Origin of the sequence: Pleomorphomonas sp. PLEO (assembly GCF_041320595.1) — a bacterium.
Classification (GTDB): domain Bacteria; phylum Pseudomonadota; class Alphaproteobacteria; order Rhizobiales; family Pleomorphomonadaceae; genus Pleomorphomonas.
In genome coordinates, this window is record NZ_CP166625.1 from 3,827,493 (window position 1) to 3,845,200 (window position 17,708).

Here is a 17,708-nt window from a genome sequence, read left to right on the forward strand (position 1 = left end):
GTTCGATCGGGCTTTCTTTACAGGCCACTGATGGCGCAACCGTGAAACACTCGTGGGTAAGCAGGCCGGCAAGGGCCGGCGACGACTCATTACCCTTGAGTGAATCGGCTTCCTCATCCTTTATGGAAGAGACTGGCCGAAATGCGGCCTTTCGGCGTTGGGGTGTTCTCGTGAACGGCGAGCGTGACGACAGATACGGCGGCGGAGGCGGGGTACTCGGTTCCGGCTCTATTGCGCTGTCCGTCTGGCTTGCGATTGCCACATTGGCGCTGCTATTCGCCGTCGTTGCCCTGGTGTATGGCGATCCGGGGCATGAGACCGCCGTTCAACCGCCGCATCCGGTCGCCTACGGTGGCGGGGCGACACTGCTTCGGGGAACGCCAACGCCCGACGCGACGTCTGTCGCGACAACATCGAGCGGCCGCAGCGACATGGTAGGGGCTCCGGCCCATGACGCCGATCTGGCTAGCGAATTGGCAAAAGTTCGAATCGAGAATGCGGCACTCCGCCAAGCGACCGAACTGTTGCGCGGACAGATCGATTCCTTGTCGGAACGGCTTGGTAAGGTCGAGAGCCATTTCTCGGAAATGACTGGCAGCATCGGCACGCCGTCAGTGCTCGCTTCCCAGGCTAATACGGCACTGTCCTCGGCCACCCCAAACTTTGACGATCTCGTGCCGCCGGATACCAGCTCCCAAAGCGACGCGGCCTACACTCAGTTCGGCATGGAACTCGGTACCTATGGCGACCTCACCACGCTCAAAAAGGCGTGGTTGGATCTTGTCAGGCAATATCCAGCGCTATTCGAAGGGCTTGATGGACTTGCAACCATCCGAGATCGCAGCGGTCGCACCGAATTGCTGCTCATCGCAGGGCCGTTCCGCAACGCTGCCGAAGCAGCTGAAAGGTGCGGAAAAGCAGAAGCGTCTGGCCTAAAGTGCCTGCCAGCCTTTTACCTAGGCCAGCAGTTGTCGATGCACTGAAGCCGATGTGTTTCAGGGCGTCTTAGCCGGACAAGCCGTGGCCGGATCAACTGAATAAGCATCGCAAGCCGGCGTCGTGACAGGCTTGAAGGCCGCTTCCGTTTCCTGGACAAGCGCCTGAGCCTCCGAGGTCTGCTGCTGGCGCGCGGCAGATAGAGCCATCACCGTCGACGTGTCATCGGACGGCATTCGGTATCCCCGGCTCTGTGCGCTTAACGCGGCGGCAAGCGCCGCCTGTTGATTGGCATCGCGAACAATCGGCTTCTCCGCCTTGGGCTCGCTCGCCATAGACAGAAAATCAGATGGTCCGCCGGCGCAGCCCCCAAGAGAGAGGGTCGCGAAAATAGCAGTCATAGCTGCCAAAGATTTGGAGGAGCGGGACGTCAGAAAACGCATGAAGCCTCGGTATCTCGTTACAACACAAATCATACACTAGCATCGGAGTCTTTGCGATTTGGTTTTCATCGCTCCGCAAAAGGTGATCGCCGCGTGAAGTTCCACGTTATCATCCAAACCACGGCATTCCGGCGAATTCATGCCCGCCATCTTGACTGCGAAGGAAAAGCTCTTCATGCATCTCGGCCTCAAAAGCTCAGGATTTCGGCGTAAATGACAATCGATGCCCGTTCCGACACTGCCCCGAAGATCTCCTTCGTCAGCCTCGGCTGTCCAAAGGCACTCGTCGACAGCGAGCGCATCGTCACGCACCTAAGGTCGGAAGGCTATGAGATCGCCCGCCGTCACGACGGCGCCGACGTGGTCATCGTCAACACCTGCGGTTTCCTCGACAGCGCCAAGGCCGAAAGCCTCGACGCCATCGGCAAAGCGATGTCCGAAAACGGCAAGGTCATCGTCACAGGCTGCATGGGCGCCGAACCCGAGCAGATCCGCGAAGCCTTTCCCGGTGTGCTGGCAATCACCGGCCCGCAGGCCTACGAAAGCGTTATGAGCGCCGTGCACGAGGCTATCCCGCCGGCGCACGATCCCTTTCTCGACCTGGTGCCGCCGCAGGGCGTTAAGCTGACGCCGCGCCATTATGCCTACCTCAAGATTTCCGAGGGCTGCCACAACCGCTGCAGTTTTTGCATCATCCCCAAGCTTCGGGGCGACCTCGTATCTCGGCCGGTGGTCGACGTGCTGCGCGAGGCGGAAAAGCTGGCCAACGCCGGCGTCAAGGAACTGCTGGTCATCTCGCAAGACACGTCGGCCTACGGCGTCGACATCAAGTACCAGACCGGCGTATGGAAGGATCGGGAGATCCGGGCGCGCTTCTACGACCTCACCAGTGCCTTGTCCGAATTTGGCATCTGGGTGCGTCTCCACTACGTCTACCCTTACCCGCACGTCGATGAGGTCATCTCCTTGATGGCCGAGGGCAAGGTACTGCCCTATCTGGACATTCCCTTCCAGCACGCCTCGCCGAATGTTCTTCGCGCCATGCGCCGGCCCGCACATCAAGAGAAGACGGCCGAGCGTATCGCCAAATGGCGCGATATCTGTCCCGACCTTGCCATTCGTTCGACGTTCATCGTCGGCTTCCCCGGCGAGACGGAAGAAGACTTCGAAATGTTGCTCGACTGGCTAACCGAGGTGAAGCTCGAGCGCGTCGGCTGCTTCAAATACGAGCCTGTAAAAGGCGCTGCCGCCAACGACCTCGGCCTGCCGCTGGTGCCACCTGAGGAGCAGGAGCGCCGGTGGCACCGCTTCATGGCGCACCAGCAGGGAATCTCAGCGAAACTTCTGCAGCGGCGGGTCGGAAAGCGCATTCCGGTCATCATCGACGAGGCGAACGGCACCGTCGCCAAAGGTCGCTCCAAGTGGGACGCGCCAGAGATCGACGGCACCGTTCATCTTGCGAGCCACCGCCCGATGCGTGTCGGCGACATCGTCACCGCAAAGATCGAGCGGGCCGATGCCTACGACCTCTGGGGAACAGTCAGCTGAGCGTAGACGGACAGAACCTAGACCGGCTTGTAACTGCCCAGAAAACCTATCAAATTGGGATACAATAATCTCTGCCTGACTTTATGGGTCGACACGTCAAAAGGCTGACGCGCGATTGTGCGCGCCTCCCAACCTGGGAGTATATCGAAGCCATGAGTGTTTCCTCGTTAACCTCGTCCTCGTCTTCCCAGTCGCAGTTGCAGGCGCTGTTCGCCAAGGTCGACACCGATAAGAGCGGCAGCGTGACCGCTGAAGAATTAACGACCGCCGCAAACAGCACCGGATCAGACGCCCTGTCCTCCGCCGTATCGAATCTTGTGTCCACTGCCGACGCGGACGGCGACGGCGCTCTCTCGGGGTCGGAATTCGAGAGTGCGTTCAACCAACTGTCGAGCGACATGCAATCGACGTTGATGTCCGTTCAGGAGAACGCTGGCAGCGGTCCCTCCTTTTCCGACCTCGACACGGACGGCTCCGATAGCCTGAGCTTGGAGGAATTTTCCGCGGGTGCACCCGACGAACTCTCCTCCGATACCGCGGCGCTGGAGCAGCTCTACACGGCGATCGATACCGACAGTAATGGCTCGGTCAGCCAAGATGAGTTCACGACCTTCGCCGAGAGCATGTCATCGGCAACGACCGCTGCGTCGACCGACACCACCGCCGCGGCCGACAGTACGTCGACGGCGGCGACCAGCTCTGCGACCGGAACAACTGCAAGCAGCTCGTCTTCGTCCAGCGACAGCTCTTCGAGCAAGCAGGTCGAGAGCGAAAATACCGTCTACAATGCAGACGGCAGCTCGACGACGACCATCACTTATTCAGACGGCAGCACAGACAAGACAACAACAAAGGCCTCGCCCGGTTCTGCCGCAGCTCAGCGGAATAGCGAAAAAGAAGCCACGCCGTCCGCGGAACGCAATCCCGCTGTCAACTCGGCTATTTCAGCCTACGAGGCCGTACAGTCGTCGGGGGCTGAAACCAGCGCGAGCCTCGACGTCGCAGCCTGAACCGAATACTGGGAACGTGCACGCCGTTGGCGATGACCCTGTCCCACCGCAGGGATATCAATGAGATACGCCGTCTTGAACGGCGTATCTTCAAACCGCCAGCAAATCCTTCAGCGTCAATGCAATCACCTCTGTCGCGGCCTTGAGGTCCGATAGCTGAACGTGCTCATCGGCCGCGTGCGCGTTGGCCTCAAGGATGGAGCGAGGGCCGGCGCCGTAGAGAACCGTTGGAATACCGGCCGCCGAATAATGGCGAGCATCGGTGTAAAGCGGCACGCCAGTCGGTTCGACAGCGACACCGAGCACTTCCTTGGCATGGCTCGATATGGCCGCGACCAACCGGTCGGCGCCCGGCAGCTCACGTAGCGGCTCGGCCAGCATGATGCGCCGGCACTCAACTTCAAGCCCCTCTAGCTTGGGTGTGGCCGCACTGATCAGCGCCATCAACTTTTCCTCGACCTCTGTGCCGACTTCCTCGGGGATAAGACGGCGATCGAGACGCAGCGCAACGCGGTCAGGCACAACGTTGGTGTTGATACCACCGGAGATCAGTCCGACGGTAAGCTTGGGCGAGCCGATGCCCTTCAGTGCTGAGACAGCCCCTCCGAGGCGGTGCCGCTCGTCGTAGAGCGCCTTCAAAATCGGGACGGCGTGCTCCAATGCATCAATGCCGGTCTCGGGCATCGCGGCGTGCGCCTGTTTTCCGCGCACGATGATCTCCATGTGCAGGACGCCGTTGTGCGCGGTCGTGATGGCATAGGAGAAACCGGCGGAAATCGCATAATCAGGCTTCGACAGCCCCTGTTCGATCAACCAGGCAGGACCGACGAATCCGCCAGCCTCTTCGTCGAAGGTGAGGTGCAGTTCCACGGTCCCGTCAAGAGGAAGTCCCGAATCGATTAGCGCTTTCAACGCAAAGGCATAGGTGGCGAAATCCGACTTCGATACGGCGGCGCCACGGCCATAGACAGCGCCGTTCTTTTCCTCCGCTCCATAAGGCTGCATCGTCCATCCGGAGCCTGGTGGGACCACATCGCCGTGAGAGTTGAGAGCGATCACCGGCCCCTTCCCCGCCCCGAACACATGGCGGACGATCAGGTTGGTCACCGAGCGCATGCCATTCTGACGAACGAAAGGCTCGGGAACCGGATGGCGTTCGACGCGAAAACCGAGCGCTTCGAGGCGGCTGGCGGCCGTTTCGGCGATGGGTGCACAATCGCCGGGCGGATTGTCGCTTGGCACTTTCACCAAGGCTTTCAGGAAGTCGACCTCGGCGGCAAAAGCGGCTTCGATAATGGCTTTCATGTCGAGTCCCCTGAAGATACGGCGTCTGCCGCCAGCCGTTCTACGGCCTTGATCAAGGCTTCCACGGCAAGGCCCATGTCGTCAACGGTCGCAAATTCAGCCGGGTTGTGGCTGATACCACCGCGGCAGCGCACGAACAGCATGCCGACATCGGTGAGATGGTGCATGGCGTGGCCGTCATGGCCGGCACCCGAGGCGAGTCGCCGCTCAGCAAGTCCGAGATCGAGAACGGCGCCGGCGAAGGCCTCCTGCAGGCGCGGGGCGCAAGGTGTGGTTGGGCTCTCGTAAAACTTATCTAGGGTTACCGAGACCCCACGCTTGATCGCGATCGCCTGAAAACGCTTTTCGAGTTCGGCAATGGCGGCCAAACGCGGCGCATCGGCGTCAGCCCGGATATCCAGCGTGAAGACAACTTCGGCCGGAATAACGTTGACGGCGCCGGGCTTCGCCGCAAGACGGCCGACGGTAGCGACCATTTGGTGGGCATAGCCGGCACGGGCTACTTCCTCGATGGTCAGCATCATCTCGGCGCTCGCCGCGAGCGCATCCCGGCGCAACGCCATTGGAACGGTGCCGGCATGGCCCGCTTCACCCATGACGCTGACGAAGAAACGCGATTGCCCAGCAATGGAGGTGACCACGCCGAGCGGAAGCCCGGCGGCTTCAAGCACAGGCCCCTGCTCGATATGGACTTCAAGATAGGCGAGCGTTTCCTCAGCAGCATAGGCGGCGGACGTGACCGCGTCGGGGTTGCCTCCAAAGGCGATCAAAGCGTCTCGCAACACCACGCCATCGGCGTCGCGCGCGTCAAGATCGGATGGCAGGAGGCTACCGGCGACAGCCGAGCTGGACACGAGCGTCGAGGGAAAGCGAACGCCCTCCTCCTCCCCGAAGGCCAGCACGTCGATCCCGAACGGCAGTTCGACATGCCGCGCCAGAATTTCCTCGATCGCCAGGATGCCGGCAACCACGCCCAGCATGCCGTCGTAGCGGCCGGCGTTCACCACTGTGTCAATGTGCGAACCGATCAGCAGGCGGCGGTTGCCCGCCCTCCCGGGAGCGGTCGGCTTCAGGCGGCCGCGCACGGTGCCAAGCGCGTCGAACCCGACATCAAGGCCGACATCCCGCATCCACGAGGCAACACGGTCCGCCGCCGCGCGATGAGCCGGCGAGAGATAGAGGCGCGTGAGATTGCCGTCACCGTCGGTAAAGGCGGCGAGTTCGGCGAGCATGGCTTCAGCGCGAATGCCAAGTTGCGTCGGCGTCCTCACGATGCAACCCGATCCTCGATCCTGAAACGGAAGATACGAGCGATCTCGTCGAGCGCGCGCTCGAATTCCGCTTCAGGGCTGTTGTCGAGCCGCTCCTCGAAGGAAGCGAGAATGTCGGCCTTTGTCGCCCCTCGCACCGCGAAAATGAACGGAAAGCCGAAACGCTCGCGATAAGTCTTGTTGAGCGTCTCGAAGCGGGCAAACTCCTCGGGCGACAGAGCGTCGAGCCCGGCGCCAGCCTGCTCGCGGCGTGAATCATCGGCGATGGACTTTGCCTTGGTGGCGAGATCGGGATGGGCGCGGATCAACGCGAGCTTGGCCGCGCGGCCGGCGGCACGCAGCGTCTGCTCAAAGGCGGCGACGATAGCATCGCGATTTTGGAAGGGGCGCATCTCCTCGGCGGCCTCGGCCACCCAGGGAGAATGCTCGGCAACGTCGCCGAAGGTGGCCATAAAGGCCTTGGCGCCCAGGCTGTTCACATCCTGGACAGTCATCGGAAGGGTCATCGCAGTCCCCATTTGGGCTAACAAATCATTCAACGCAAAGAGGTTGGCAAAATCACAGTGGTTCCGCAATAGGTCTCCGGATAGGCCTTACGGGCAGGCGAATGTCATGGATCGACGTGCGACCGTCGATGCGGGCAAGGTGCAACAAACGGTCCTCTCCGAACGACCTGCCGGCGACGATGCGAAAGGCCCCGGCGTCGGAAAGCCCCGTCAGAGGCAGGTCCGGAACTTCGCCGCCATCCGCCTCACCTGAGACGATGACCGTCGCCTCGTCGACCATGCCGGCTTCCAGCAAGGAGCGCGACAGACGAGCTCCGCCTTCGGCCAATACCGAGCAGATCCCAAGTCCGCCCATCTGAAACAAGACGTCCGCAAGGTCGATGCGACCGGACGCCTCGCGTTCGGCCGTCAGGACCAATACGCCACGTTGGAACAAGGCTTTCACCCGATCCTCCGGCGCGTCGGGAGCCACAAAGATCCAGGTCGGCGATGTGCGAGCCAGCCCCACGACGTTGGAGTCCACCGGCGTACGGGCCTCGGCATCAATAACCACTCGCACCGGCGAACGAGCTTCGCAGCCTGGCAAACGAGCCGTGAGACGAGGATTGTCGGCGATGATTGTGCCGCTGCCAACCATCACGGCGTCATGCAGGATGCGAAGGCCGAAGCCATGGGCACGGGCAGCGGCGGAAGCGATCGGCCTGGTGCCCTCGCCGGTGCGCTCGACGCAACCATCGGAACTGAGCATCAGGCGCAAATGGACATGCGGACGATCGAGGCGAGAACGGGCGATGTGTCCGGCATGCAGTAGAGCCGCTTGGGCCCCATGCACGCCGCACGTCACCCTGATGCCATTGCGCTCGAGAATGGCGAGGCTGCGGCCGGAGTATCGAGGATCTGGATCCTCGATACCGACGACGACATGGGCGACACCAGCATTGACCAGCGCGGTGACGCAGGATGGCGCCGGCCCGCCGTTGAAACAAGGTTCAAGCGTAACATAAAGCGTCGCGCCACGAGCCCGGCTGCCGGCAGCCGCCAGTACCAGCGCCTCGGCGTGCGGCCTGCCACCTGGGGGCGAGACGGCCCGAGCAACCACTTCAAACCCATCCGCTCCCTTGTGCACCAATATGGCGCCGACGGAGGGGTTTGGCCGGGCGACACCGGAATTGCGCCAGCCGAGGGCAATGGCGGCGGCCATGAAACGACGATCGAGCTCGGTCGGCTGGCCGCGGGCCACCGTCATTGCCGCCTCACTCACTGTCGGCGTTGAGTTCGCCGAGCACGCTCTCGAAATCCTTGGCCTCGCGGAAATCGCGGTAGACGGAGGCAAAGCGCACATAGGCGACGTCGTCGAGCGTCTTCAAGCCCTCCATGACCAATCGTCCGATCAGCCCGGCTTCGATCTCGCTCTCGCCCATGCTCTCAAGCTGGCGAACGATACCGTTGACCATCCGCTCGACCCGTTCGCTTTCGACCGGGCGCTTACGGAGAGCGATCTGCACCGAACGCATCAGTTTGTCACGGTCAAAGGGCACTCGCCGTCCGGAGCGCTTGATGACGGTCAGCTCGCGGAGCTGAACTCGCTCGAAGGTGGTAAAGCGACCGCCACAAGCGATGCAGACACGACGACGACGAATGGCGGTTCCGTCTTCGGTCGGGCGGCTGTCCTTCACCTGGCTATCGTCATTGCCGCAATAAGGACACCGCATGAGGCTCACTCTCCGTCGAATCTGCTAAAGCGATACTATATCCATGCGAGGTGAGCGATGCCACAGAGCCGAAGGACACGGGCGCCGGAGATCGAAACCGACCGACTTGTTCTGAGAGGACACCGGCGCGACGACTTTCCGGCGCTTGCGGCTATGTGGGCCGATCCGGAAGTGACGCGCTTCATCTCCGGCCGGCCAGCGACCGAGCATGAGAGCTGGATGCGCTATTTGCGTTATGCCGGCCACTGGATCGTCATGGGTTATGGCTTTTGGGCGGTGGAGCGGAAAGATACCGGCTCGTTCATCGGTGAAATCGGCTTCTCCGATTTCAAACGGCCAATCGATTTGCCGGTTCGGGGGCTACCGGAAGCCGGCTGGGCTTTCGTGCATTCGGCCCATGGCAAGGGATATGCCAGCGAGGCGCTCGCCGGCTGCCTTGCCTGGGCCGACCGAGCCGCGCGCTTTCCGCTGACGACCTGCATCATCGAGCCCCAAAACGCACCGTCGATCCGACTGGCCGAGCGGGCCGGCTACGCCCAGGCGGCCGTCATCACGGGCACCGACGGCGCACCGATCGGCCTTTATGAGCGCTCGCGGCCCAAAAGCAAATAAAGCCCCGGAATCCCTAAAGATTCCGAGGCTTGACGACGCGGTCGGACCGAAATCAGCCGAACAGTTTGCCGGCGATCTTTGCGACGTGGGCGCCCTGATAGCGAGCCGCCTCCAGTTCGATCTCGGACGGCTGGCGCGAACCATCGCCATCGGTGATGGTCGATGCGCCGTAGGGCGAACCGCCCTTGACGGCCTCAACGCCCATCTGCCCCTGGAAGGCATAGGGAAGTCCGACATAGACCATGCCGTGATGCAGGAAAGTCGGGATCAGGCCGAGAATGGTCGACTCCTGGCCGCCATGCTGAGTGGCCGACGAGGTGAAGGCCGAGGCGACCTTGCCGACGAGCTTACCCTGGAACCAGAGAGCGCCGGTCTGGTCGAGGAAGTTGCGCATCTGCGAAGCGACGGTGCCGTACCGCGTCCCGGCACCAATGATGATCGCATCGTAATCGGCGAGTTCGTCGGGCTTGGCAATCGGTGCCGCCTGATCGATCTTGAAGTAGGACGCCTTGGCGACATCTTCGGGCACCAGCTCCGGCACGCGCTTCACATCAACCGTGGCGCCAGCAGAGCGGGCGCCCTCGGCGACGGCAGTGGCCATCGTCTCGATATGTCCGTATGCGGAATAGTAGAGTACAAGGACCTTGGCCATTTAGAATGTTCCTCGATCAGAGCCGGGTTGCCGGCAAGGGTAGTGAGGTGAACTTATCCGTCCCAGTGATTACGCAAAGTCACGTAATGCGCGACACATCTTCCACTCACGATGAACAATCTACCCCTTTCGCCGCCGTAGTTTGGCATCCAAATTGAGCGGATTGCGTTGCCTTCGGGCTTTACGGCACTCTGACTGCTCTTACCCAGGGATCGACCATGGAATTCGGTATCGACAGCTTCGTTTCGACCACCTGGACCCCAGCCAGTCAAACTGGCGATGCCGAGCGCATGGCGCGGCTCCTTGAGGAAATCGAAACCGCAGAGGCTGCCGGACTCGACGTTTTCGCGATCGGCGAACATCACCGCGAGGAATACCTTGCCTCATCGCCGGCGACTATTCTGGCCGCCGCTGCTGCTCGCACGAAAAACATTCGCCTCGCCAGCGCCGTGACCGTGCTCAGTTCCGACGATCCGGTGCGGGTGTTCCAGCAGTTCGCCACATTGGATCTGATTTCGAACGGCCGCGCTGAAATCATGGTTGGGCGCGGCTCATTCATCGAATCCTATCCCCTGTTTGGCTACGACCTCCGGAATTACGACGAACTGTTCACCGAGAAGCTCGACCTGCTGCTGACCATCCGCGACAACATCAATGTCACCTGGTCAGGTAAGCATCGCGCGGCGCTTACTGGGCAAGGCGTCTATCCGAGGCCCGTCCAGAACCCATTGCCGGTCTATATCGGCGTCGGCGGCACGCCAGCTTCCTTCGCCCGCGCCGGCCTGATGGGCCTGCCTCTGGTGGTCGCCATTATCGGCGGCGAACCGCACCGATTCCGGCCGCTGATAGACCTGTATCGGAAGGCGGGCGCCGAAGCCGGCCATTCCCCGGAAAAGCTCAGGGTCGGCGTTCACGCGGTTGGTTTCCTCGCGGACACAACCGAAGAAGCTGCCGATGTCTACTGGCCCGGCTACGAGCGCACCTTCTCGAAGATCGGCCGCGAGCGCGGCTGGGGCCCCACAACGCGCGCCCAGTATGACGCTTTGCGCGGGCCGACCGGCGCACTGATGATCGGCAGCCCGGATGAGATCATCGCCAAGGTGCACCACGTCAATGAATCGCTCGGCGGCATCGATCGGATTACCCTGCTGCTTCAAGGGGCAGAATTACCGCATGACGTGGCTCTCCACTCCATCGAACTGCTTGGCAACAAGGTAAAGCCGGCAGTCAATGGCGGCACTGCCTGATCCCGCGATCGGCTTTACGATGGCGGATGGGTCTCCGCCATCGTTCAGATCTGAAAGACGGCTTGCGAAAACGGGCAATATGAATCGTTTTTCCTTGCACTTATATAGACCTCTGACAAAACGTTCGGAGGCGATCATGCTGGACATCCTGACCTTCTTCATCGCGCGCGAAGGCTTGCGCCGGCCCTCAACGATCCATACCGGAGCAGACGACCAGCATTTCTATGAGACGGCAGCGCCGCTTGCCGGCAAGATCCATGCAGCCAGACAACGGCTTGCCCACTGGCGGCATCGCCTGCCCAACCGCGAACCCGCCAGCGGCTGAACGACGAGTGATCGAGTCCGCCCGGCGCGGCGTTCGTGGCTGATCGAAGGGCGGAACAAGGGCATTTCCGGTGCCATATTCACCGGAAATGCCGATCTCCCTCTGGCGCAATTCCTGGCGCGATATATTTTTTTCTGCAATCGCTCTCCGTCCGGTGGCTCGCTTCCGCCGTTCTTGCCATTCAGACGATGTTCTTTTCCCTGACCTTGCGTCCATCGCGCACGCGGGCGGGCGACAAGTCCGCAAGATCGAGGCTGCGGTAGCCACCGTAGACGATGAGTTCGGACAGACCGCGACCGACGGCGGGCGCCTGCTGCAAGCCGTGGCCAGAGAAGCCATTGGCCAGCAAAAAGTTAGGTACCTCGGGCATCGCACCGAGCAGCACGTTGTCGTCGTGGGCGCACATGTCGTAATAGCCAGCCCAGGCCGCCCCCGGCTTGATGCGTTCGAAAGCGGGAACCCGCGTGGCAATGGTCGGCCAGATATGGTCCTCGAACAGGTTCCAGTCGACATCGAAATCGTCTTCGACTTCCGGATCGTCCTCACCCGAAGGTGCCCAGCCGCAGATGAAGCCGTCACTGTCGCCGCGTACATAGGTGCCGTTGGGGTCGATCAGCAGCGGACAACGCTCGATCCGATCCTCGGACTTGAAGGTGAAGATCATCCGCTTCTTCACCTCGATTGGAATGTCGATGCCAGCCGTGGCGGCGAGCTTGCGCCCGTCGGCACCGGAGGCATTGATCACCGTGCCGGCATTGATCACCTCGCCGTCTTCGAGACGAACGCCAATTGCCTTGCCACTTTCCACCTCGATGGCAGCGGCACGAGCCGGCCGATAGTCGATGCCCAGCGAACGCGCCTTCTTGCGGAAGGCCTGCATCATGCCATAGCCGTCGAACCACCCCTCGCCGCTGCGGCCGAAACAACCGGCCGAGACATCGTCAACGCTGAGCCAAGGAAAAGTGGCGGTCAGATCACCCGGTTCCAGGAAAGCGATGTCGGCGCCGAGTTCGACCTGTAACTTGTGGTTCTCGACGAGTGTTTCGCGCCCCGCGTCAGTGGCGAGAAAGAGATACCCGTCCTCGTGGAAGCCGATGTCGGGCCTGTCACCATCCACGTCGAGAATATCGCCTATATTCCTAATGAATTCAATTCCATATAGGGATATCTTAATGTTAACCGCAGTGGAGAACTGCTGCCGGATCGATGCTGCTGAAAGGGCCGATGCGCATTTGCGGTAGGAGGGATCCTTCTCCAGCACCAGCACCTTGCCGGAGAAATCGGGATTGGAGGCCAAATGATAGGCTGCCGACGACCCCGTCACGGCGCCGCCGACGATCACGACATCATAGTGAGCCATTTGAGAACCTGATTGCCTTCGGGCATACGATCCGCCCTGTGTGGCCATCAGAAATTCAGCCACCGCCGCTGTCAAGCAGGCGGCAGCTCAACGCTCCAGCAAGCACTGCACAAAGATTACGCCAATGCCTTCGCAGGTAGCTTCGACTGGCGTTTCACGATCCTGGACTGATTTTACCCCGGGCAATGGCGCTCACCCGGGGCTTTCACCGCTCTCAGTCTTAGTCGGCCGTCTTTTCCACGTAGCGCGGGAAAATGCCGACAGGTGCCGGCAGAGCGACATCGCCGGAAAGTGCCCCACCCTCGCCCAAACTGTCGAAGGCGCGTCGATCCGCCGCCACCGCCAGCAGATCGAGCAGCTTCTCCATGGACGTCGGCATCACCGGCTGGATCAAGATGGCGACGTTGCGAAGCAACTCGGCGGTCACCCACATGATGGTGGCAAAGCGTGCCTCATCGGTCTTGCGGACCGTCCAGGGCGCTTCGCCATCGAAATAGCGGTTGGCCTCACCGAGCACCGCCCAGATGGCGTTGAGTGCCTGATGGATCTGCTGGCCGTGGATCGCCTCGCGGCAGGTCGGCAACAGACTATAGACGCTCTGAAGGATAGCCTTATCGGCGTCGGTCAGCGGCCCCGGCGCCGGCAGCACGCCGCCAAGGTTCTTGGCGATCATCGACAGCGAGCGTTGTGCGAGGTTGCCAAGATTGTTGGCAAGGTCGGCGTTCATGCGTCCGACAATCGCCTCGTGGCTGTAGTTGCCATCCTGGCCGAAGGAGACCTCGCGCAGGAAAAAGTAACGCACTGGGTCGAGGCCGTAGGCATCGACCATCTCCTGCGGGCCGACGACATTGCCGACCGACTTCGACATCTTCTCGCCGCGGTTGAACAAGAAACCGTGGGCGTAAACACGCTTCGGCAACGGTACGCCAGCGCTCATCAGGAAAGCCGGCCAATAGACGGTATGGAAGCGGACGATGTCCTTGCCGATGATGTGCAGGGCCGGCCAGAACTTCTGGAACAGCTCGCTGTCGGTGTTGGGGTAACCCAGCGCCGTGATGTAGTTGGTGAGGGCGTCGACCCAGACATACATGACGTGCTTGTCATTGCCCGGCACCGGGATACCCCAGTCGAAGGTGGTGCGGGAGATGGAGAGGTCCTTTAGCCCACCCTTGACGAAGCTCATCACCTCGTTTCGCCGTTCATCCGGGCCGATGAAATCGGGCTGATCCTCATAAAGCTTCAGGAGCTTTTCCTGATAGGCACTCAAACGGAAGAAATAGCTCTCCTCCTCCACCCATTCGACGGGCGTGCCCTGCGGGCCGAAGCGGATGCCTTCATCGGAGACGATGATCTCTTCTTCGCCGTAGTAGGCCTCGTCGCGCACCGAATACCAGCCGGCATATTTATTGAGATAGATGTCGCCGTTGGCCTCCATCGCCTTCCAGATCGCCTGGCAGGCAACGCGATGACGCTCTTCGCTGGTGCGGATGAAGTCGTCGTTGGAGAGATTCAGGAGGCTGGCCATCTCCAGAAAACGGGCCGAGTTGCGATCGGCGAGCTCGCGGGCGGTGATGCCCTCCTTGCGCGCCGTCTGCAGCATCTTGATGCCGTGTTCATCCGTGCCCGTCAGGAAGCGGACATCATAGCCGTCGAGCCGCATGAACCGCGCCATCACGTCAGTCGCCATCGCTTCGTAAGCATGACCGATGTGAGGAGCCCCGTTGGGGTAGCTGATCGCGGTTGTGATGTAGAACGTCGGTTTCATGAGTTCGCTTCAGGGTTTCGATGGTGCCGGACGGAAGGTCGCAAGGCGCGTCCTAGGGGAACGCCGACGGCACACTCTTGTGAATAGCTACTTCGCTACACATCCCGCAAGGCTTTGCATCATCGAAATGACAGCCTGCCGGCGATCTAGGTTGATGCCATCTGTCTCGGCGACGATGCGATTCACCGTTTCCCAAGCGATGGCATAGCCATTGAGGCGGTCAACACTCCCCCTCAGCGTCAGGCGCATGTGCTCGGAGAGCCAGCCGCGAGCCAGGTCGGCGCAAAGATCGAAACTGTCGCCCCCCTTGCGACCAGCGACCGCGTCGGCAAAGCGATAAAGGCGCGGTCGGTCGAGACGCGGAAATCCGTCCACCAAGGTCTGAAACAGCCGATAGACATCGAGACCGTCGTTCTCGATGCATTCGATCGCTCGCCGCACCGAGCCTTCTGCCAAGGCCGCCAGCGCCGGTTTGTCGCCCTCGGCGACCGTCAGGCCTAGCGACGTCAAGGCCGCGTCGAGATCGTCGGGGCCGAGTGGATCAAGGGAAAGCCGCCGGCAGCGCGAGCGAATGGTCGGCAGCAGCCGACCCGGCGCGTGCGACAGCACCAGGAACAGCGACCGCTTTGGCGGCTCCTCCAGCATCTTCAGCAGCGCATTGGCCGCCGAGATATTCATGTCGTCGGCCGCGTCGACGATGGCGATGCGATAGCCGTCGATACCGGCGGCATTGCCGAAGAAAGTCACCGTCCTGCGGATCTCGTCGACGGTCAGCTGTGTCTTGACCTTCTTGGTCTTGTCGTCCCAAGGGCGGCGGAGGTGCAAGAGATTGGGATGGGCGCCAGTCGCCACCATGGCGGCGACGCGATCGCTTGCCGGCAGCAGACCGGCGGTGGGCGGAGGCGCCTTCGTCGGATCGGGGTGGCTCAGCACGAAGCGAGCGAAGCGGAAGGCCAGCGTGGCCTTGCCGATGCCCTTCGGTCCGGTCAAGAGAATGGCGTGGTGCAAGCGACCGCCGGTGTAGCCCTCATGCAGTTCGGCGGCAGCGACCGAATGGCCGATCAGCTCCGTCTGTTCGCGCGGCAGCGGCAACCCTTCCAGCCAATCGGCCTCGGTGGCGCGATCGTCCTCAATCGCCACGGGCGCCCTCCCCGTCGAGCTTAAAGCGGCTTGTCACCAGCGCCAGGATTTCGGCGGACACCACGTCCTTCTCCCGGCTACCATCGACGACGACACAACGCTCAGGAAAGCGGTCGGCCAGCGCCAGGAAGCCTCGGCGGCGTGCTTCGTGTACGGCGACGGCGTCGCTTTCGAACCGATCGGCGCCCTCGGAGCGATGACCAACCCGAGCGAGCCCGACCGACACTGGCACATCGATGATGATTGTGAGATCGGGAATCGTGGAGCCGATGGCGGCGTCGACAAGGCCATCGACAACATCGGCCGACAGTCCTCCAGCGGTCCCCTGATAGACGCGGCTCGAATCGGCGAAACGGTCACAGATCACGACGGCGCCGCGCCCGAGCGACGGTTCGATGAGCTCGGCAACATGGTCAATGCGGGCAGCGGCGAACAGATAGGCCTCACCGAGCACGCCAAGCGGCTTGACCCGGCCGGACAGGAGAAGACCGCGAATGGTCTCGGCCGCCGGCGAACCTCCCGGCTCGCGCGTCAGCACCACGTCGAGGCCACGCGCCTCCAGAGCCGCGGCTAGGCGCTTCGACTGTGTTGACTTGCCGGTGCCTTCGCCGCCCTCGAAAGTGACGAACCTACCCCTGGTGCCGCCCACGCAATGCTCCCAAGTTCACGATATCCTCGATCGATATAGACCCGATCGTCTTATACCACCAGCCGGCGAACATCTCGGTGAAGCCGTCGAGCGCCCGGTCCCGGATCTCGCCGCGTTCGACATCACCGGCCGCCTCAAGCGGGACCGATTGATAGAGACGATCGTCGACGCGCACCTCAAGACGGGCGATCGGGGTGCCGCGCACGATAGGGGCCGGCACAGGACCATTGTAGACGACGGTGAGGCGAAACTTGGAACGATCGCCGGTTGGCAGCGTCAGATGCACCGGAGCGCCACCCGCCGAAATCACCGCCACATCCGGCGTATTGCCGCCAAACACCTTCACCCGGCCGATCTCCGCGCCAGATGGGTAAATCTCGAAGCGGCCATATTCAGAGAACGCCCCCTCGACAAGCGCCTTGAGATCTTTGTCGCGATCAGCGAGCGCAGTGTAGCCGCTTGCCACCACGGTGATACGGCGATCGCCCCGTTTGGCCGACATCAGCGCCCCGAAACCATCCTTTTCATCGAACGCCAGCATCATGCCGTCGACGCCCGGCAGCTCCTTCACAAAGCGGGTCTTGTTGGTCTGGTTGATCTTGTTCCAGAGAAAATCCGGTTGGCTATAAAGCGCGTAGCGGTCGGGATACGTCGTCCGGACATAGGCAGCCAGCGCCAGCATGTCCGCCAGAGTGGTCTTTGCCTGGGGGTCAGGGTAGCCGGTCGGATTGGCGAACCGGCTGTCCTTGAGACCAATCCGCGCCGCATAGGCGTTCATGCGTTCAGTGAAAGCCGCTTCGGACCCCGTCAAGCCCTCGGCCAACGCAATAGCCGCGTCATTGGCATAGTCGACGACGAGACCGCGCAGAAGATCGCTCACCGGCACGAAGGACTTCACCGCCGCGAACATGGTGGTCACTCGGGCAGGCGCGCCGCCCGTTCGCCACGCATGTTCTGTGATGGGATAGAGCGTGGCATCGGTGACCTCACCCGTCTGCAGCGCTTCGAAAACCACGGCGGCGGTAACAAGCTTGGCGAAATTGGCCGGCGCGAAAGGCTTGTTTTCGTCCTTGGTAATCAGCAGTGAGCCGGTGCTTTCGTCATGCAGCATCACCCGCGGCGCGGCGCTCTCAACTGCGACGGACGGGCCGGACATCAGGACAACAAACAGAAGGAACGGCAGAACGAACCCACGCATGACGACGAAACCGGACCTCCCGCTTCCGG

Annotated in this window: 18 protein-coding genes; 6 read left to right on the forward strand and 12 right to left on the reverse strand. The window is 61.8% G+C overall.

Features of this window, described 5'->3' with window-relative positions; translation table 11 throughout:
* Positions 1–95: 95 nt before the first annotated feature.
* On the forward strand, positions 96–983 hold the full coding sequence (locus AB6N07_RS17815) for a hypothetical protein (protein WP_370674406.1): 888 nt from the start codon (positions 96–98) through the stop codon (positions 981–983).
* A 12-nt stretch (positions 984–995) separates the two neighbouring features.
* On the opposite strand, the gene AB6N07_RS17820 is transcribed toward AB6N07_RS17815, so the two are convergent.
* The gene (locus AB6N07_RS17820; protein ID WP_370674407.1) at positions 996–1,379 is read right to left on the reverse strand and encodes a hypothetical protein; all 384 of its coding nucleotides are present in this window, start codon (positions 1,377–1,379) and stop codon (positions 996–998) included.
* 213 nt (positions 1,380–1,592) lie between these two features.
* Here AB6N07_RS17820 and rimO point away from each other — a divergent pair, with 213 nt between their 5' ends.
* Both rimO and AB6N07_RS17830 read left to right on the forward strand, forming a co-directional pair.
* Entirely contained in the window at positions 1,593–2,927 is a 1,335-nt protein-coding gene (gene rimO, locus AB6N07_RS17825; RefSeq protein WP_370674408.1) for a 30S ribosomal protein S12 methylthiotransferase RimO, read from the forward strand.
* A gap of 152 nt (positions 2,928–3,079) precedes the next feature.
* Positions 3,080–3,937, forward strand: a complete 858-nt coding sequence (locus AB6N07_RS17830; protein ID WP_370674409.1) for an EF-hand domain-containing protein — start codon at positions 3,080–3,082, stop codon at positions 3,935–3,937.
* A gap of 90 nt (positions 3,938–4,027) precedes the next feature.
* Here AB6N07_RS17830 and AB6N07_RS17835 read toward each other — a convergent pair whose 3' ends face one another.
* Genes AB6N07_RS17835 through nrdR form a run of 5 tightly spaced genes read right to left on the reverse strand, consistent with a single transcriptional unit; the run spans position 4,028 to position 8,731 of the window.
* On the reverse strand, positions 4,028–5,242 hold the full coding sequence (locus tag AB6N07_RS17835; protein ID WP_370674410.1) for an ArgE/DapE family deacylase: 1,215 nt from the start codon (positions 5,240–5,242) through the stop codon (positions 4,028–4,030).
* The gene (locus AB6N07_RS17840) at positions 5,239–6,513 is read right to left on the reverse strand and encodes an allantoate amidohydrolase (protein ID WP_370674411.1); all 1,275 of its coding nucleotides are present in this window, start codon (positions 6,511–6,513) and stop codon (positions 5,239–5,241) included. Before AB6N07_RS17840 ends, AB6N07_RS17835 begins: the two co-directional genes overlap by 4 nt.
* Positions 6,510–7,019 (reverse strand): 2-oxo-4-hydroxy-4-carboxy-5-ureidoimidazoline decarboxylase, encoded by a 510-nt coding sequence (gene uraD, locus AB6N07_RS17845; protein WP_370674412.1) that lies wholly within the window; start codon positions 7,017–7,019, stop codon positions 6,510–6,512. Before uraD ends, AB6N07_RS17840 begins: the two co-directional genes overlap by 4 nt.
* A 52-nt stretch (positions 7,020–7,071) precedes the next feature.
* A complete protein-coding gene (gene ribD, locus AB6N07_RS17850; RefSeq protein WP_370674413.1) occupies positions 7,072–8,265 on the reverse strand; it encodes a bifunctional diaminohydroxyphosphoribosylaminopyrimidine deaminase/5-amino-6-(5-phosphoribosylamino)uracil reductase RibD in 1,194 nt (397 codons plus the stop codon).
* 7 nt (positions 8,266–8,272) lie between these two features.
* On the reverse strand, positions 8,273–8,731 hold the full coding sequence (gene nrdR, locus AB6N07_RS17855) for a transcriptional regulator NrdR (RefSeq protein ID WP_100082059.1): 459 nt from the start codon (positions 8,729–8,731) through the stop codon (positions 8,273–8,275).
* Between the two features lie 57 nt (positions 8,732–8,788).
* Here nrdR and AB6N07_RS17860 point away from each other — a divergent pair, with 57 nt between their 5' ends.
* Positions 8,789–9,343 (forward strand): GNAT family N-acetyltransferase, encoded by a 555-nt coding sequence (locus AB6N07_RS17860; RefSeq protein ID WP_370674414.1) that lies wholly within the window; start codon positions 8,789–8,791, stop codon positions 9,341–9,343.
* Between the two features lie 52 nt (positions 9,344–9,395).
* On the opposite strand, the gene wrbA is transcribed toward AB6N07_RS17860, so the two are convergent.
* Positions 9,396–9,995: an NAD(P)H:quinone oxidoreductase type IV gene (gene wrbA / locus AB6N07_RS17865; protein WP_370674415.1), complete on the reverse strand. Its 600-nt coding sequence runs from the start codon at positions 9,993–9,995 to the stop codon at positions 9,396–9,398.
* A 218-nt stretch (positions 9,996–10,213) separates the two neighbouring features.
* On the opposite strand from wrbA, the gene AB6N07_RS17870 reads away from it, so the two are divergent.
* A complete protein-coding gene (locus AB6N07_RS17870) occupies positions 10,214–11,242 on the forward strand; it encodes an LLM class flavin-dependent oxidoreductase (RefSeq protein ID WP_370674416.1) in 1,029 nt (342 codons plus the stop codon).
* Positions 11,243–11,378: 136 nt separating this feature from the next.
* Positions 11,379–11,567: a hypothetical protein gene (locus AB6N07_RS17875; RefSeq protein WP_370674417.1), complete on the forward strand. Its 189-nt coding sequence runs from the start codon at positions 11,379–11,381 to the stop codon at positions 11,565–11,567.
* Between the two features lie 181 nt (positions 11,568–11,748).
* Here the strand turns inward: AB6N07_RS17875 and AB6N07_RS17880 are convergent, their stop codons facing one another.
* From AB6N07_RS17880 to AB6N07_RS17900, 5 genes are all read right to left on the reverse strand, one after another.
* The gene (locus AB6N07_RS17880) at positions 11,749–12,927 is read right to left on the reverse strand and encodes an NAD(P)/FAD-dependent oxidoreductase (protein ID WP_370674418.1); all 1,179 of its coding nucleotides are present in this window, start codon (positions 12,925–12,927) and stop codon (positions 11,749–11,751) included.
* Between the two features lie 220 nt (positions 12,928–13,147).
* Entirely contained in the window at positions 13,148–14,692 is a 1,545-nt protein-coding gene (gene metG / locus AB6N07_RS17885; RefSeq protein WP_370674419.1) for a methionine--tRNA ligase, read from the reverse strand.
* 87 nt (positions 14,693–14,779) lie between these two features.
* A complete protein-coding gene (locus tag AB6N07_RS17890) occupies positions 14,780–15,832 on the reverse strand; it encodes a DNA polymerase III subunit delta' (protein WP_370674420.1) in 1,053 nt (350 codons plus the stop codon).
* Positions 15,822–16,481, reverse strand: a complete 660-nt coding sequence (tmk, locus tag AB6N07_RS17895) for a dTMP kinase (protein WP_370674421.1) — start codon at positions 16,479–16,481, stop codon at positions 15,822–15,824. The genes AB6N07_RS17890 and tmk overlap by 11 nt, the downstream gene beginning before the upstream one ends.
* A complete protein-coding gene (locus tag AB6N07_RS17900; RefSeq protein WP_370674422.1) occupies positions 16,462–17,679 on the reverse strand; it encodes a D-alanyl-D-alanine carboxypeptidase family protein in 1,218 nt (405 codons plus the stop codon). The genes tmk and AB6N07_RS17900 overlap by 20 nt, the downstream gene beginning before the upstream one ends.
* Positions 17,680–17,708: the final 29 nt, after the last annotated feature.